Here is a 16,682-nt window from a genome sequence, read left to right as displayed (position 1 = left end):
ATTTCTCCAGCAACTCGATATACCACAACAGATTGTTCCGGGCCCGCAATACATGACTGCAGCTGTGAGCAGGCTTCCACACCACGGGCAATGTGTCACTGCCAAGGCATTGGATGACTCGCTCTGGTCCGGGACGTCGGTAATAGTGCTGTAAGATTCTCAGAATGGTCTCTTCGTTATCTTTGGCATTGGGCAGAACCGGTGGTTTGCTGAAGGCGTCGACGATAAATTGCAACGCTGTTGGTTGCATCAATGAGGCAGATTGACTGCCGGTAAGGCCGAAGGACTTTTGCAGTTCGTCTATTTGTTGTTGCCCTTTTTTGATATTTTCTGGCCACTGCTGATAAAAGGGCTCTTGATCCCGCCGCTCCCAGAGTTCTTTAACCCAGTGGATATAATCATCTGCACAAAGTGTTCCCAGAGATTGTTCAATGCCATTAGCACTGGTGTCTGCTATTTTTTCTCTCACAGCGCTGAATATTTGCTCATCGGGTTCACCAAAACGAAACAGAGCTAATAAATAGTTCTTTAATTGGTCATAGGGGTGATATGCTTGAAAAGGTCGTCGAAGGACGTAGTGAAACGCTTCTTGCAGTTTTGCTGAACTGAGTCTCTGGCATCGTTGATGAAACTCCAGCATGACAGCCGGATCATTAAAGAAGGAGACATCAGTAATTAAAAACCATAAATTGCCCCCCTTGTAGGATAATCCCAATGCCTTTAGACGACAGCAAAGTCTAATCGAATAAAATTCCCTTAACAGATACTTGCCATTTTTTTCACTAAAAGACACCCCGCGTCTGGCCAGCTCAGTAGATAACTGGAAAAAAACATCTTCCTCGTCAGCTGTCTCTCCCGTATGCTCTTGTTTGTTATTATACAGAGACATACTAAGTCTATGATCTTGTAACCATAACGTTGTTGCTGACTGGATCAACAAATCAAGTACTGTCTGGCACTTCCCCTTGTAAAGAAACGTTTTTTGAACCGGGAAATCCTGGTCTATTAATTTCCAAATCTGGTCTATTAATTCCCTTAAGTGTTGATGATTGAAGCCCGGGTTCGTTACCAGTTTTATCATATCCTGAAATGGATACTGCATCGCTTGCAGATGCTGTTGATTCAGGGTCTTTGCTTTTAACGGCATTGGCAGAAGATTCAATACCCGCTTGAAAGCATCTTCAGCAATGTTATGGGATATCGAAAAATTAGCGAGCCTGGCTTCATACAGCCCTGACAGATGACCACTGAGTTCCTCCTCAAAATAAACCTCTGCAGAGCCGCTTTGCTGGGAATAAACCAGCCAGGGCAATGGTTCAATGCCAAAAGTTTCTTCTAATTGGTGTTTATCCTGCAAATGATCGGTAATGTCTTTGCCAAGGTCCTCTTTTACAGAAAGAAAGCACTTGATTTGTGATTTTTTATACCCGGTGGTTAACCATTCTGAATGGCGTGTTAACTTTTTATAATCTTTTTCACCGAATTCAGGCGGTTTGAATGTGCCATTCCAGCGCAGTTTACCGGATGAAGACCCCTTATAAACGGTACAGATTCGTTTAGCTCTCTCCTCCATTTTCTTTTGCAGTGAACTGTGGTCAGGCAGGCATTTGGCAGAAAGCTCATCCGGCTTTACCGCATTGTTCTTTAAGGTGGATGTAATGGCATTTTTTTTATAGGCAGCGAGCGTACCGGGTTTTATAAGACCAACTGTGACATGGTTCGGTCTTAATATCGTGGGTACATCTTCCATAATCAGGATGACGGGCCTTGGTCCTTTTGGTAACTCATCGTTATGGTCAAGATAATCCGACTCTTTTTTGAATCTTGCATGACCTGATTTTGCGGAACTCATCCTAATCTGTCGAGCACCTAACGTGCCGACCTTCACAGCATCCAGCAATTCCTGTCTTAGCTGTTCTCTGTTACCCGGGGACTGGCAGTGTGCAGTTTCAGGGGTTGAATTTTTGCCCGGTTGCACCGGGCAAATCTCAGGATTGGTAAACGCTGCTGTCGAGAATGAATTTGCTGCTTTTGATAATGAATCCATATCAATAAAACTGACTGATAATGCCTCAACGTCTATGGTCAAAATTTTCTACCAGCTGACCAATAAAATTTTCCAGCCTGGCAATATCCATATCCGCCGTCAGCATCAGCAGGAAGCCAATCACATCGGCCAATGCCGGGTCATTCTCAAATGAGTGCAGCGCCTGCTCCAGAGACTCCAGATCGCCCTGCTCAAAAGCAGAAATAACGGCATGAACAAAGCTATCCATACGCATTTCTTTGAGACTTTGCAGCAAAGCATCCTCATTCCACTCTGGCTTTGGCAACGCTGAGACATAATCAACACCCAGTAAACAGCGAATTTTATCAAACATCAGCCCGGCATCCAGCGGCTTGCCAATGTATTCATCAAACCCCTGAATCAACAACCGCTCCCTGGCCTCATGACTGACACTCGCGGTCACAGCCACTGCCTTGACCGATACTTTTCCGGGAAGCTCACGAATTTTCCTGATCGCTGACACCCCATCCATCACCGGCATGGAGATATCCATCAAAATCAAGTCAAAATCCACCTGCTTCACCGCTTCAACCGCCTGAAGGCCATTACCGGCGGTATCAACCCTGAAACCGGCTGAGTCAAGCAACCCGGCCATCATATCCCGATTACTTTCAACATCATCCACCACCAGAACCCGAACCCCCCGGAAGCGCTCATCCAAATGAACATAAATGGAACCGGGCAAAAGGCGCTGATGCTCTTTCAGCGCTTCAAAACTGCCCAGAACCAGCGGCAGAACAAAAATAAAACGACTCCCCTTACCGGGCTCGCTGATGACATCAAGCTCCCCACCCATGGCCGAGACCAACCGCCGACTGATCGCCAGACCCAGGCCAGTGCCGCCAATCTGCAAACCCAGATGAACCTGTCGAAAAGGTTCAAAGACCCTCTCCAGATCCTCATGGGCAATACCGACACCGGTGTCGCGGACTTCAAAGACAATATCATTACCCTCCACGGAAACCCTGCATTCAACCCACCCCTTAACCGTGTACTTAACCCCGTTACTCAGTAGATTCAGCAGCACCTGACGAACCTTGATTTCATCCAGCATGACAATTTCCGGTAACGTGCCAATGGGCAACAGGCGTAACTCCAGCCCCTTGCTGACCGCTCTTTCCATCAGAATATTGCGCACCCCACGCAGTAACTCCAGCAACCTGACGGCAGAAGGGTGTAACTCGATCTTGCTGGACTCAATTTTGGTTAAATCGAGAATATCGTTAATCAGTGACAGCAAATGCTGGCCACTGGCCTCAATAGTGTTCAGGCTTTTTCGCTGGGCAGACGTTAATGAGAGATTTCTTAACAACAGCTGAGCATTGCCAAGCACCCCATTCAGCGGTGTTCTCAACTCGTGACTCATATTGGAGAGGAACAGACCTTTGGCCAGGTTGGCCCGCTCAGCCTCTTCCTTGGCCCGCATCAACTCATGTTCAATGCGTTTGCGCTCAGTGATGTCACGAACCACCATGGAGATCAGCAGTCCATCGTCGGTTTTCAAGGGGTTGCTGGTGATTTCTACCGGGAAAACCCGACCCTTACGATCAATACCCCTGGATTCATAACCCACCAGGCACAGCTGCTCCCAACTGGCCTTTTCCAAATCACCCAGTAGGGGATGTCCTGACCGGTTTTCCAGGGGCGTCAGCAGGCTCAGGGGCATATTGACCAGGTCTTCCCGGTGAAAGCCAAAGAGGTCTTCCGTCCTGCTGTTGGCCATGCCAATAATGCCTTCCGGTGTGGCAATGATGGTTGCATCAGGCGCACTGTCCAGTAACAGCTTGAATTTCTTGGTATCGCTTACCCGATCGGTAATATCATTGGCCAGCCCTTCAACAAGATATTGCCTGCCTTCCAAATCCCCGATATCGCTCCAGAAGATTTCCAGCCTGCGGATACTGCCATTCAGATGCCGGATATCCAGCTCAAAGGTATCGCCCAACCGCCCCTGCTTAGCCTCACGAAACTGATCCCGAAAACTTAATTTACTGTCCCGGGTAGCAAGATACCCGATCAATGGACGAAGAAACTCCCTTTGTGTATAGCCCAAAATAGCTTCTATTGACGGACTCACATGGGTAACACACCCATCCTTATTGAGGTTGAAATAGAAATAATTTCCCCTCAGCCGCTCGAGCAAATGACCTATATTGCTGGTTCTGGCCTGATGAAGTGCTTTCTCCCGGTCCGCCAGCCTGGTCACCAGTTGCTGGAAACTTTCTGTCAAACTGCCAATTTCATCCCGGCTTATATGGGTAATAACCGGCATTACCCGACGGTAGGTAAAGTCATCCATGGCTCGCTTCAACCGGATAATCGGACGGGTAATTCTCACCGACACCAGGCTGGCACAGGTAAATATGAGTGTCAGGGAGAGTAGCATCAGCAATGCATTAATTTGCGCCTGATCAATAACCGGAGCCAGTACGGTTTCCCTCGGGGCATAACTGATCATCCACCAGGAAGCCGATTTAATCGGTGCCCCCATCAACCAGTACTCATTCTGCCGGACCGGCACCCACTTGTGTCGAAAAGCGGGCTCGCCTCTTTCAATCAGCTCTTCCAGGTCATGCCATAACCCCGGTGAACCGTAATAGAACTGGCTTTGATGAATGCTGTTTAACTGATATCGTTTTGGCGTTTCACTATCCGTCTGAAGGTATTCTCCTGCGCCATTAACGATAGAAAAACTGGCATTTCCCGTGGTGTTTTCCACCAGCTGATGACGCAGGTCGTCAAGGCTGATATCCATCCAGAAATAGCCATACAGCGTGTTCGCTGAAAAGACCGGCACAATATAGCTGACAATCCACCCTTTATCCGCAGACCCTCTTGGTGATGTCCAGAACCCCTCTTTCTGCTGCCCCTGATTGGCCCACCAGAACTGGACAGGAAACAGCCCGGTATCGACGGTTTCATCCAGCTTGACCCTGCACTCATTCATATAGGCATGAAAGACATCCCAGTGCTGCAAGCTGCTGCCGAGCTTTACATAAGTAAAGCCCCGAACCAGAGAGTTTCTTTCCACCAGATCACTGAGAAAATGTTTTATCATGGCATGATCAGTCACAGGCATCCGACTCAACATATCCGCCATGAAGGAGGTCATGGTCATCAACTGCTGGGTATGACTGTCAATCTTGACGGCATTATGCCAGACCTGCTCAATCAACCCTTTGGCTACCGCGTCCGTAGCCTGTTTGAGTGAGAAGTAGAGGTGAATACCAAAGATCAGGTTGTACAGAAGCGTGACAGGCACGACAGTAAAAAAAATGATTTTTTTTCTAATGGAAAATTGCACTGGATTCACTGCAAACGGCCACAATGAACGCTAATGATAGACCAGCATTTCAGCAGTGAATGGAGATTCTGATTAACGCAAAGTCAGCGCTTCAGGATATTCTGGCTGTGAAAAGGAAAGCTGGCAAGAGAGGTAGAAAAACGATCTATATCAAAAGGTGCTCCGGACAGCCAGCTCTGTGCATGACTGGCAGTCAGCAACGCAGGCATTCGGTCAGCGATCAACATTAACGGCGGCATTGCCGGCATGGTTAACACAGCGCAGGAATCAAAAGACAGGGTGCTGTCGACCGTGAACCGCTCCCATAATCCGGCCATCAGTATCAGTGAACCATCCCTGGCACCGATACGCCATAGCTGACGTCGGTTGCCAGGAGTCATATGCCATTGGTAGTAGCTATCCGCCAGAATAAGGCAACGCCTGTCCTGCCAGGCTTTTTTGAACATTCTTGACTCAGATGCAGTCTCCACACGGGCATTGATCTGAGCACGGGATAAATCCTGCAACCATGACGGGGCAAGCCCCCACTTGGCCCGGGCCAGCTCAGGTGCACCCTGTTCATTATAACGAACCAGCCACACCTGCTGCCCCGGCACCACCTGTTGAGCGGGTTGCTGAGATAAAATATCGCTTATGCCAAGCAAGCCAAGGTCAACCCTGGGCAGGTTGAATGAGTAACGGCTGCACATGAATTACTCCACCTCTTCCGGCTCAGCATCCAGGTAATCTTCAATCAACTCTTTTGCCAGGCCAGCATCAGCATCATCAACGTACAGCGCCAGCAAACCAATGGCAGGCAACTCTCCCATTGCGCCGATCAGGTCAACACCGGCCAGATGGCAGAAAATACGACGACTGGTCAGCAGATCCTTCAGGCATTGAGCTTCCACCAGATTTTCCGGGCTATACACTTTAATCATTTTCTACCAAAAAAGAGCCTGATTATTGCAGATAAAGGGTGGCCAACTGTTCCACCAGCTGCCTGGCTTTTTCCAGTTGAACCGTATTGAGCATAGTAACCAGCCTGGCTTTCTGAGCTTCTGCAGACGCCGATATTTTCGACGGGGTCTGCAGACTGAGCTCTGTCCACATATAGGCCGCGATCAGATTGCGGTCAGTGCCTTCACCCTTGAGATAGGCCCGTCCAAGCTCATACTGTGCTTCAGGATTCAGTCCTTCACGCCCGGCAGCCTGCTGGAAATACTCAAAAGCCATGCCAATATCCTTACCGGTCCCGGCAAGCCCGTCACGATAAGCTCTGCCCAGCCAGAGCATGGCTTCGGCCCGGGCTTGCCGATCCCCCTGGCTGGCAATACGCTGCAAAGCGTTAATGGCTTTAGCCGGGTTTGCTCCCTGGCCTGAGTGGAGAATTTGAATCGCCTCGCTTAACTGCCCCTGAGCTACAGCACCGCTAACAGGGGTGGTAGCCCAGACCGGCCCTGTTACCGTGGCCAGTAATACCACCAAACTGACAGCACTCTTAAACTGCTTCAACATGAACAACCCCTGCCTGGCATTTTTATAAATGGTCAGGTTCCGGGAACCTGACACCATGATTATATGATGTTCAGGATCGGTTTTGCAGGTATTCCTCACAGCGATTTCCATGTGAGCAATAAAAGTCACCCGGCAACCAATTCCAGTTTCGTTATCACTTCAATCGCACAAATACTTACCCAGTGAAAAACCTTCTGGTTTGCATCCTCCATACGGCTCAGTTACATTACGCGACAGTGTCTATACAGACCGGCAGTCAATCCATGAAATATAATAGCCCGTCAATCAATAACGATTTTTTCCTTATCTGACCTCAAAGCATTGGCACAAATGGAAGCTTTTGACGATATCCGCCCTTACCATGACCATGAGGTCCGGCCTACACTTGCACGCCTGTTAAATGATAAAGACCTGCTCCATGTGATGGCAAAACACCGTTACCCCGGTTTAACCCGGCAGTTTTCCGGAGCCATGACCTGGATCACCTCTCTGGCGTTAAAGTACAAAACACGAAATATCCATAATGTCCGGGATTTTCAGGCCATTATCGAGCCCTATCTGACCCGGGTGATCAAAACCACCACCCATAAGGTGTCTTTTTCAGGCATTGAGAACCTGAACAAGGACAGAGCGTACCTGTTTCTATCCAACCATCGGGATATTGTTCTGGATCCGGCACTGGTCAACTACGCACTCTACCTTAACGACATGGAAACCTGCCAGATAGCCATCGGTGATAACCTGGTCAAACGCCCTTTTGTCAGTGACCTGATGCGTCTGAACAAAAGCTTTATCGTCAAACGGTCACTGTCAGCGCGACGGGAAAAGCTGCTCGCCTTCCAGAATCTCTCTGCCTACATTCACCATTGCATCGATTCCGGCCAGCCGGTCTGGATTGCCCAGAGTGAAGGCCGGGCCAAGGATGGTAACGACCAGACCGATCCGGCCATTATCAAAATGTTTAACCTGAGCCGTCGTGGCAAACAGAGCGCTTTTGCTGACAATATTCGCTCACTGAATATTGTACCGGTCTCCATCTCTTACGAATTTGACCCATGCGACTGCGACAAGGCCCGGGAACTGTATGAGATACAACAGACCGGTCAGTATCAAAAAGCCGATGATGAAGACTTGAACAGCATTGTCAAGGGCATAGAAGGTTACAAAGGGCATGTGCATGTTGCTTTTGGCAAACCGCTGACCCGGGACTTCGAAGATGCCGCCTCGGTGGTGAAAGAGGTTAACCATCAGATTCACCATAACTATCAGCTTCAGCCATCCAACCTGTTTGCCTGGGAAGCGATCAGCAGTGAGATAAACCAGCATGAGCAGGTTATTCAAGTTCCGGGGATCCATCAGATATTTCCCGCTATTGATCTGCAGAAAAAACGCGATGAATTCACCCGACACCTGGAGCGCTGCCCTGAGCTATATCGCCCGTGGTTCTTAAAGATGTACGCCCAGCCGGTGATTAATCATTTCCGTTACGGTTCATAAACATGAAGGAATCAACTGCACAACCCGAAACACGCTCTTCAGACAGCGCAAATAACACACCTGAAACGAAGGCGTACAAAGTCTGTGTAATGATTCCTTCGCCCTGGCTTGAAACGGTCAAGGAGGCCATGTTTACTGCAGGCGCTGGTCGTTATGGAACCTATGATTGCTGTTGCTGGCAAACCCCGGGGACCGGCCAGTTTCGCCCCTTACCGGGAAGCCAGCCATTTTCCGGACAACCCAACGAAATCCATACAGAAGAAACATGGAAAGTAGAAATGATTTGTCAGGAGCCGTTTTTAAAACCAGCCATTAAGGCGCTACTGCAGGCACACCCTTATGAAATGCCTGCCTTCGATTTCCACCCTGTCAGTCTCGTCGCTGTGGAGGCGTGACATACTCAAGCCTCATGGGAAATACCCCTTCCCGGCAATCGGCAAAATAATGGCGGAGCGTGCGGCCAATGGTAGAAAATGCCAGTTGGTCCCAGGGGATCTCATCTTCTGTAAAGAGGGAAACGTCCAGACTCTCCTCCCCCGGCGCAAAATCCGGGCGGTCCAGTGTCGCCAGAAAGAAAGCCGACAGCTGACCTACATGCACCACATTAAACAGTGTATAGAGTGATTCGATGGTAACATCCGCACAGGCTTCTTCGCGGGTTTCCCGTGCCGCCCCTTCTTCGATGGTTTCTCCCAACTCCATAAAGCCACCGGGCAGCGTCCAGAACCCCTTTCTTGGCTCAATCGCCCGTTTACACATCAATACCTTATCCTGGTAAACGGGCAGACATCCGGTGATAACCCGGGGGTTCTGATAATGAATGGTTTGACAGTGATTACACACATCCCGCAGGCGATGATCCCCTTCAGGCACTTTTCTTTGAGTCTTATGACCGCAGACACTGCAGTAATGCATAGAGGATCCTGTCATCAACGTTCACTCCTTGTTTCTGGCAAACGGATAAAGAGGCACAATACCAGAGTAACAAACCCTCAGGGATGAACAAACTGTTTTACAAGATACACGACGAAGAGTTAATAATAGGCAATATGATTATTGACTCTGTGTACACAACAAAACCTCAACAGGCCCTAAGAACACTGGATAAATCCGGCTGAGCTACTTATGATAAATTCAAGTCCCTTGCAAGGATGCCTCTGAAGTCACCATGATGTTGAACCAGGTTGAAGAACGGCTGCAAAACCACCAGCCCAGAACAATAGATGCCCAACTGCCAGAAGCCGCAGTCTTGATACCCATTACCAATGCATCGGAACCAGAGCTGGTGTTTACCCGGCGAGCCCCCCATATGAGCACTCACAGTGGTGAGGTTGCGTTCCCGGGAGGCAAGCGTGACCTATCCGACAGAGACCTGGTCCATACCGCATTAAGGGAGTCCTTTGAAGAGATCGCCCTCCCCCCGGAAGCCGTCAGAATCATTGGTCAAACCGGCTCGGTGGTCTCGCGCTTTGGCCTGGAAGTCACCCCTATTGTCGGGATTATTGCCGCAGACACGCCACTAAGAGCCAATATGGCAGAACTGGATCGAATTTTTAAAGTCCCGTTAAGCTACTTTCTCGACAAGAATAACCTGACACTCAATCATTGGAAACTACTTAATCAGGACTACATGATGCCATCCTTTTACTATGGGGAGTACCTGATATGGGGGCTGACGGCCGTGATGCTGGTGGAGTTCCTGAACATTACCCTGGATGCCGACATCTCACTGAACGCTCCTCACTTCAACAGCCATTTCCCCCGGCACAAAGCATGATATTAGTTCTGTTCCAGGGCCGGGTGATAGATAACCAGTCGCTGATTTTTGTCCGGTGTGGTTATTATTGTTGACTCCCGATCCGGTGCGGGCCACTTGATCACCAGTTTTTCAATCTTTCTATCCCGTCCCAAGCCAAAGTGAGACTGCCTGGGGTTGGCCGATACGTAGTTGTTCTCAAAGCGCAACTCCCGATACTGTACTCCCTGATCAGTATGAAGATAGAGCCTGGCCCCTAACGCCTCGGTGTTTCCCGGTAAACCTACCAGCTTTACCGATAGCCAGTCATTGTTGTCCGTATTGTTGTTGCGATAGAACGTTGGCATGCCTTCCCAGTTGCTGATGACAATATCAATATCTCCATCCTGCTGATAATCGAAACAGACAATGCCACGGCCATCATTCACCTCGGTTAACCCCCACGCGGCAGATTCATCTGAAAATGTCATGTCACCCTGGTTAATAAACAGCCTTGGTCTGGAGTTATGAAATTCAGAATGGTTTTGCAAAACCTTAAGGCTCTGCTGTTTTTCCCGTTCAGAGTTGAAATAAGCTGTTTCTGGCACAGTTCCGAAACCTGTGGTATGAAAAATATCCAGCAACCCGTCATTATTGAAATCAGCGGCACAACTGCCCCAACCCCAACCCCCTTTTCGCAAACCTGATTTTTCCGTAGCATCGCTGACGTTAAAATTTCCTGAGTTTTCATACAGCCGGTTGCCGGTAAATTTCTTATTCCACTCAGGGCTGTAAATACTGCTCTCAAACCAATCCATATCACCATCGTTGTCAAAATCGGCAATGGCTGCCCCCATGCCAAAACTGCCATTAATGACATTGATATCCGTGATATCTTGCAAGCCTTCAGACGTTGATTGCCAGAGTTGAGAGGTAAAAAAATCCGCTGTCAGCAGCACATCCGGGGTGCCATTATTATCAAAATCAACCATATTGGGCGTAAAAGTAAAATCACTATCGCCAAACAACGGCAGTTCATGCTGCTGTTGAAACTTGCCATTCCCATGAAATACATCGCCATAGCTGTGCCTCAGGCCAGGATAGGCGATACCCTCAGGCCGCAGGTTACGATAGCCATGATTACGCCACACCTGTGGCTGACGTGCTGACTTGTAGGTACGCCAGAAGGCCATCACCATGTCCAGGTGCCCATCCTGATCAAGATCACCAAAACTGGCATTTAACGTCGGACCCTTAACATTGCTCAGCACCATGGATGAAGGAGCTTCGACCACATTGAAAATAATCTGGGGAAAATAACTGCCACTGTTCCCGAGAAAAAGATCCGCCTTGTAGTCACCATCAATATCCGCCACCAGCGGAGTAATGGCACCCGTTGTGTTAATATTGGGAAGCTCCAGCATCTCTTTTCGAAACCCACCGGATGGCTGCTGATAGTAGACGATGACATTTCCCTGATTATCATTAAAAATCAAATCATCCAGGCAATCATTATCAATATCAAATGCCGACAAGCCAGACCAGTTTATGACATCCATTATCCATCCGGGCTTAACCAGACCAATAATCCGCTGATGATCCAGACCGCTGGACTGAGTGATATTCGTTAACGGGGTGGCAGTAACATCAACAGATTTCACGCCCGGGGCATTTCCTGCACAGCCTTGAACGGGAGGTGGTGCAACCGCCCGCTCACCTGATAATTCTGGCGTTTGAACCAAAGGCAGCAACGGTTGCTTGACATCATCTGTTTTTTCCAGCTCCGTGATAATCGGCTGCCGGTCAACCAGATAGTCTAAACACTGACGTTTATTTACACAGGAGTCTGTCAATGTGTTGAGAAATGCAATTAATGCCTTGATCCGGGACGGTTCCAATTGGTAAGGCAACCGTCGGTAATTGGGGTCTTGCATGGCGATACTGCGGATAGTCCGAACGATTGGCGACTTATTTTTTCTGTCATCCATCTGGAGGAATTGCCATTGCAGCGTATGAGCCTCTATTACCTGGTAAAGAGACCCGGCTGAACCATTGTGAAAATAAGGCCCTGTCAAAGCAACATTCAGCAGACTTGGGGTACGGAACGAATAGGGTATCTGCTTAAAATTGAAATTTTTACGACCGTAGTCCAGACCGCGCCCATTAGCTCCCCGTCCGTAAGGCGCAACACCAATATTATAAAACCGCTCATCGGACAGATTATTGCCACTGTGGCATCCCGCGCAACCGGCACCATTGCGAACCAGTGGCGTAAAAAAGAGCTTCAGCCCCTCTTTTTCCAGCGGCGTCAAATCGCCCTTACCTTTTACGTAACGAAAAAAAGCATTGTCGATAAACACCAGGTGCCCCTGAAACCTGGATAATGCCTCGGTAATCCGGTCGATATGAATCATGTCTTTGCAGGTGGCTGCTTCAGAATCGGCAAAAGCCTGCCGGAAAACGCTGCACCACTGGGGGTTAGACTGAAGTCGTTGTATGATCACTTCATAGAGTTCATGGTGATTGTAGTGCGCATCCTTCAAGCCCTTCATTTCAAAAGGCGAGACCATCGGTAGCCGGGCCTGTGCCTGCAACAGGCTCTTCTCCTCGTAGCATTCTGGTCGCAGATTGGAATAGCCCTTACCAAGACGCACCAGCCTTCCATTACGACCAACACCACAGGAGGGTGATGTAATATCAGATTCGGGCAATTCTTCTTGAAGGTATTGCAACCGCCCGTCCCAGAATAAATTCTCTCTGTACAGCGAAGCGTTAAATACGGTCGGCGAGTTTCTGGGGATCAGCAGCTCTTCGTATTGGTCCGGATATAAACCTTTCAGGGCATCCAGCCGCTTTTGCCCGAACAGCGTATGGTCGTTAACGATCACACCGACGGGCAGCGCCAGACCATCACCGCCAGCGGTTTCCGGATGATGGCAACTGGCACAGGATACTGTGCCACTGAGACTTAAATCGGGGCTGAAAAATAACTTTCTGCCTAACTTCACCACCGGTGAGGAAAATGGCTCGAAAGGTGTATCCGGTTCAGGAGTGCCGGTAATCTGGTGGGACCGGAGCAGCTTCCGGATGGATGCGTCTGAGATATCCGTTAATACGTCAGCATCTGCAAACCGGGAGAGTCCAAAAAAGACCACGCCAAGATAAAAGAATACGGTTTTATTGTTCATTTCAAATAGACTAATAAATTCATTTATTAGCTATCATCGACAGAGAAATCAGTAACTTTTAATGTGCGTTATTTCCCAATAAGCTGTTGCCGGAGTTCCGGATAGGCTGTATTGTCTGAAAGCCAGATATCCATAAAGGTTCTGGCCAGCTGCAAATCGTCAATCTTACCCAGAAAATGGTGACCAAAATAGAAACGTCCACCGGATGCTGACAGCACAAAAACCAAACGGTCACCCGCACGAACGCCTTTCCATATTTTGCTTAGCTCCTTAATCCAGCGCTTTCTATTCTCCCGGGAAACCCCGAGGTGAGCCCACTGTTGGTCTGTCGCCGAAAGTAATCGTTTTTTACTGATCTTTCGTCGATAGTCAATAAGCAGCGCTACATCAGTACCAGCGGGTTTATCAACGTCATAAAGGCCAGAGGGCGTTTTCAACTGAGCATCATAGATATCCCAAAAACCCCATTGCAAAGTTGAATGCCCAACCGTCTTCCACCGTCCCCAGACAGGATAATCCTGTTTAACATTCATAGCATTCTGGGCGAAACTCTGAACGGAAAACAGGGTGATCAAGAAAACCAGCAGAATGAAAACATCGGGCAGAGAGACAAGATAGAACCTCGCTCCATTTTTTTTCATGGCGAACCCTTGCCTTATTATGGATAGCTATTACAGGCTATACGGATAAATTCACCAAAAGGATTCATAGAGTAATTGTACAACTCTATTATTCATGTACCGCCTGTTGCCTGTATAACTCTCTACCTCCCTGATTCCTAACAGTCATAGCACAGGTTTTGCAATGTTAAATGCTAATTTAACTTCTTAGAATTAGAGGACAATTCTTCATAGGGCGGTGGTTCCGTCAAAATAATAGAGGGATAAGCTGCTCTGCTTTTGTCTGTCTTTTGGTCATCGTTTTCACAGTAAGACCTTCTATTGACAGCTTCATTAGACCGGATTACATCCTGAAGCACCGGGCTTCTTCCAGGCTGATTCGCTACTGGCAAATGATTGGGGCTGGTGTCACTTGGCACAGATATACTACGGCACCGGAATGCATCTTCAGCCACCAAACCCATGCAAGCCATACAGGCACCAGTTAAGCCACCCCCGCCTAATGCTGTCAAGAGATTAACGTCTGTACAAATCCTGATTAGATACCCGGACATTGCACCAGCGCCACCTGCGGCGCAGATAATACCAGCGGTTAAAGCCGCATTTTCAATAGCATCGCACCGCGATGGGGTTATTTCCGGACAAGTATACTGGTTACTTGCCATACAGCCTGTTGCATTCATAATAATCTGCCTTACTTAGGTTTATTTACCCAAGGTTTGACTAAAGTGTTTGAAAAAAGTTTCTCATTCTTTCAGAAAAAGAGAGTATTTTTCTCGGCCAATAATCACGGAGCACCGGAGATTGAAGAATCAGGAGAACAGTCAGGATAGATATGCAAAAATGCCCAGGAGGCTGTACGAGACGCATTCAAAACAAACCCTTGAGCATTATTTCGCCATAAACATCCGGACACTCTTTATCCGGTTATCTTTCACCTGCAAGATCTCAAAACGGCAGTTATTGATTTTCCAGCACACACTGGCCTCAGGGATGGCTTCCATCTCTTCCGTAATCAGGCCATTAATGGTTCGTGCATCGTCCGTCGGCAGATTCCAGCCCAGCGCCTTGTTAACATCCCGAATGGAGGCTGAGCCATCAATGATATAACTGCCATCCCCCTGGGGCGTAATATCCTGGCTGCTGTCGGAGACATCAGTGGTAAAGTCACCGACGATCTCCTCAAGAATATCTTCCAGAGTCACCAGGCCCATAATGTCGCCATATTCGTCCACAACCAGGGCGGTTCTCTCCTTGGCCTTCTGGAAATTGAACAGCTGGGTATGCAAAGGCGTGGATTCGGGGATGTAATAAGGTTCAGCGGTTTCCTGCAACAATGTCGCCTTGTTGACCTTTTCCAGCGTCAGCAATCGGGCAATCTTGCGCATATGAAGTATACCGACAGTATTATTGATATCACCGCGATACACCGGCAGGCGGGTATGCTGACAATCCCTTAGCTGATCAATAATCGCTTTAATATCATCCTCAATATCGATACCGTAAACCTCATTTCTGGGTACCATAATGTCATCAACGCGCACTTTCTCCAGGTCAAGAATGCCCAGCAACATGCCACGGCGCTTCTTCGGCAGGCGCAGACCGGACTCATTCACCAGCGTCCGCAATTCTTCACTGGTCAGCTGATCCTCACCTTCCTGACCTGGCCGTATCCCTAACGGCCTCATCAGCAAAGAGCAGATCCAGTTAACCAGCACCACCATCGGATAAAGCACATTTAATAGAGGAACCAGCACCATGGATGCAGGAAAGGCCACCTTTTCCGGATACATGGCAGCGATGGTTTTTGGTGTCACCTCGCCAAAAATCAGCACAATAAAGGTCAAACTCAGGGTGGCAATAGCAATACCGCTGTCTCCCCAGAGACGGACAGCAATAATGGTGGCCAGGGCAGAAGCCAGAATGTTGACAAAATTGTTGCCGATCAGAATGACCCCAATCAGTCGATCAGGCCTGTCCAGCAAGCTGCTGGTTCTTTTCGCTGCCCGATTACCCTTACGGGCAAGATGCCGGAGACGATAGCGATTGATGGCCATCATCCCGGTTTCAGAACTGGAGAAAAATGCAGAGAACAGCAGAAGAAAAACGAGTGCGCCAATCAATGCGCTTAAGGGTGCTTCACTCAACGAGTTGTCGCCTTTTGTCAGAACCAATGCCGGTAAAACTAACTATTTTACCTGCTTCAGGGCGAAGTCCCAAGCCCGGATATTTGCCAATACGAAGTGAGCCTGTGCTTTTCTGTGCATTTCAGAAACAAGCCCGTGCCTAAACCTGTAGCAGTCATTAATAACCCGGCCCCGAAAATCACTGAGACAGCACTGGCAACGGCGACCATTGCCCCTGCAAAAAATCCTCCGAAAACCGCTGTTGCAACAGCGTAAACTGCACGGCGATCCCCGGGCGCAGGCATTTCCCGACCACATGGTACCGCTGCTGATCAAAGCCTGCCTGTTTCACGACACTGGCCGTGAAGGCGATGGGGAAGACACGGTGGAGTGGGAGCGGGCCAGTGCTGACAACCTGAGGGAACATCTGCGCAACTGCGGCATGGCGCAGTCACTGGCCTGGCAGTGTGGTGAAGCAATTTGCCACAAGGATAACCCGGAGGGCTGCCAGCATCTGCCAGAGGCGATACAGACCCTGCGCAGTCTGCTCCATGATGCAGATACGCTGGAGGTTATGCGGGTAAGGGAATGTTTTTACATGGACCGGCTGGAGTGTTTTGCTGCCTGTCAGGATGATCAACAGAGGG

General features: G+C 48.8%; 13 protein-coding genes. 4 read left to right on the top strand and 9 right to left on the bottom strand.

Annotation, left to right across the window (positions count from 1 at the left end; all coding sequences use genetic code 11):
• The 5 genes from KDK15_RS08410 to KDK15_RS21200 all read right to left on the bottom strand — a co-directional run.
• Positions 1–2,089: hypothetical protein (locus KDK15_RS08410; protein ID WP_257294910.1), on the bottom strand; the 2,089-nt coding region annotated here is incomplete at its 3' end.
• Positions 2,073–5,381: an ATP-binding protein gene (locus KDK15_RS08405; protein WP_257294909.1), complete on the bottom strand. Its 3,309-nt coding sequence runs from the start codon at positions 5,379–5,381 to the stop codon at positions 2,073–2,075. The genes KDK15_RS08405 and KDK15_RS08410, both read right to left, overlap by 17 nt.
• A gap of 74 nt (positions 5,382–5,455) precedes the next feature.
• Entirely contained in the window at positions 5,456–6,061 is a 606-nt protein-coding gene (locus KDK15_RS08400; RefSeq protein ID WP_257294908.1) for an SOS response-associated peptidase, read from the bottom strand.
• 3 nt (positions 6,062–6,064) lie between these two features.
• On the bottom strand, positions 6,065–6,292 hold the full coding sequence (locus KDK15_RS08395) for a DUF2007 domain-containing protein (protein WP_257294907.1): 228 nt from the start codon (positions 6,290–6,292) through the stop codon (positions 6,065–6,067).
• Positions 6,293–6,314: 22 nt separating this feature from the next.
• A complete protein-coding gene (locus tag KDK15_RS21200) occupies positions 6,315–6,968 on the bottom strand; it encodes a hypothetical protein (RefSeq protein ID WP_257294906.1) in 654 nt (217 codons plus the stop codon).
• 231 nt (positions 6,969–7,199) lie between these two features.
• On the opposite strand from KDK15_RS21200, the gene KDK15_RS08385 reads away from it, so the two are divergent.
• Positions 7,200–8,366 (top strand): 1-acyl-sn-glycerol-3-phosphate acyltransferase, encoded by a 1,167-nt coding sequence (locus KDK15_RS08385; protein WP_257294905.1) that lies wholly within the window; start codon positions 7,200–7,202, stop codon positions 8,364–8,366.
• A gap of 2 nt (positions 8,367–8,368) precedes the next feature.
• On the top strand, positions 8,369–8,761 hold the full coding sequence (locus KDK15_RS08380) for a hypothetical protein (RefSeq protein ID WP_306800276.1): 393 nt from the start codon (positions 8,369–8,371) through the stop codon (positions 8,759–8,761).
• Here the strand turns inward: KDK15_RS08380 and KDK15_RS08375 are convergent.
• Positions 8,736–9,296, bottom strand: a complete 561-nt coding sequence (locus KDK15_RS08375; protein WP_257294904.1) for an NUDIX hydrolase — start codon at positions 9,294–9,296, stop codon at positions 8,736–8,738. The two genes, KDK15_RS08380 and KDK15_RS08375, sit on opposite strands and share 26 nt — an antisense overlap.
• 238 nt (positions 9,297–9,534) lie before the next feature.
• On the opposite strand from KDK15_RS08375, the gene KDK15_RS08370 reads away from it, so the two are divergent.
• Positions 9,535–10,143 carry a CoA pyrophosphatase gene (locus tag KDK15_RS08370; RefSeq protein WP_257294903.1) on the top strand — a complete coding sequence of 203 codons (609 nt, stop codon included), beginning with the start codon at positions 9,535–9,537 and terminating at the stop codon, positions 10,141–10,143.
• A gap of 2 nt (positions 10,144–10,145) precedes the next feature.
• Here KDK15_RS08370 and KDK15_RS08365 read toward each other — a convergent pair whose 3' ends face one another.
• The 3 genes from KDK15_RS08365 to KDK15_RS08355 form a co-directional block, all read right to left on the bottom strand.
• Positions 10,146–13,289: a cytochrome c peroxidase gene (locus KDK15_RS08365; RefSeq protein WP_257294902.1), complete on the bottom strand. Its 3,144-nt coding sequence runs from the start codon at positions 13,287–13,289 to the stop codon at positions 10,146–10,148.
• Between the two features lie 68 nt (positions 13,290–13,357).
• A complete protein-coding gene (locus tag KDK15_RS08360; protein ID WP_257294901.1) occupies positions 13,358–13,930 on the bottom strand; it encodes a chalcone isomerase family protein in 573 nt (190 codons plus the stop codon).
• 869 nt (positions 13,931–14,799) lie between these two features.
• Positions 14,800–16,056: an HlyC/CorC family transporter gene (locus tag KDK15_RS08355; protein ID WP_257294900.1), complete on the bottom strand. Its 1,257-nt coding sequence runs from the start codon at positions 16,054–16,056 to the stop codon at positions 14,800–14,802.
• 208 nt (positions 16,057–16,264) lie between these two features.
• On the opposite strand from KDK15_RS08355, the gene KDK15_RS08350 reads away from it, so the two are divergent.
• Positions 16,265–16,682 (top strand): hypothetical protein (locus KDK15_RS08350; RefSeq protein ID WP_257294899.1); only part of this gene is annotated, 418 nt, incomplete at its 3' end.

Origin of the sequence: Endozoicomonas sp. YOMI1 (genome assembly GCF_024606345.1) — a bacterium.
Taxonomy (GTDB): Bacteria; Pseudomonadota; Gammaproteobacteria; order Pseudomonadales; family Endozoicomonadaceae; genus Endozoicomonas.
This window is presented reverse-complemented; position numbering and strand designations above follow the sequence as displayed.

Bases quoted from the DNA above. Each gene is read 5' to 3' on its own strand.
- KDK15_RS08400 (WP_257294908.1), bottom strand. From the start codon at position 6,061: ATGTGCAGCCGTTACTCATTCAACCTGCCCAGGGTTGACCTTGGCTTG.
- KDK15_RS08395 (WP_257294907.1), bottom strand. From the start codon at position 6,292: ATGATTAAAGTGTATAGCCCGGAAAATCTGGTGGAAGCTCAATGCCTG.
- KDK15_RS08385 (WP_257294905.1), top strand. From the start codon at position 7,200: ATGGAAGCTTTTGACGATATCCGCCCTTACCATGACCATGAGGTCCGG.
- KDK15_RS08380 (WP_306800276.1), top strand. From the start codon at position 8,369: ATGAAGGAATCAACTGCACAACCCGAAACACGCTCTTCAGACAGCGCA.
- KDK15_RS08375 (WP_257294904.1), bottom strand. From the start codon at position 9,296: ATGACAGGATCCTCTATGCATTACTGCAGTGTCTGCGGTCATAAGACT.
- KDK15_RS08370 (WP_257294903.1), top strand. From the start codon at position 9,535: ATGATGTTGAACCAGGTTGAAGAACGGCTGCAAAACCACCAGCCCAGA.
- KDK15_RS08365 (WP_257294902.1), bottom strand. From the start codon at position 13,289: ATGAACAATAAAACCGTATTCTTTTATCTTGGCGTGGTCTTTTTTGGA.
- KDK15_RS08360 (WP_257294901.1), bottom strand. From the start codon at position 13,930: ATGAAAAAAAATGGAGCGAGGTTCTATCTTGTCTCTCTGCCCGATGTT.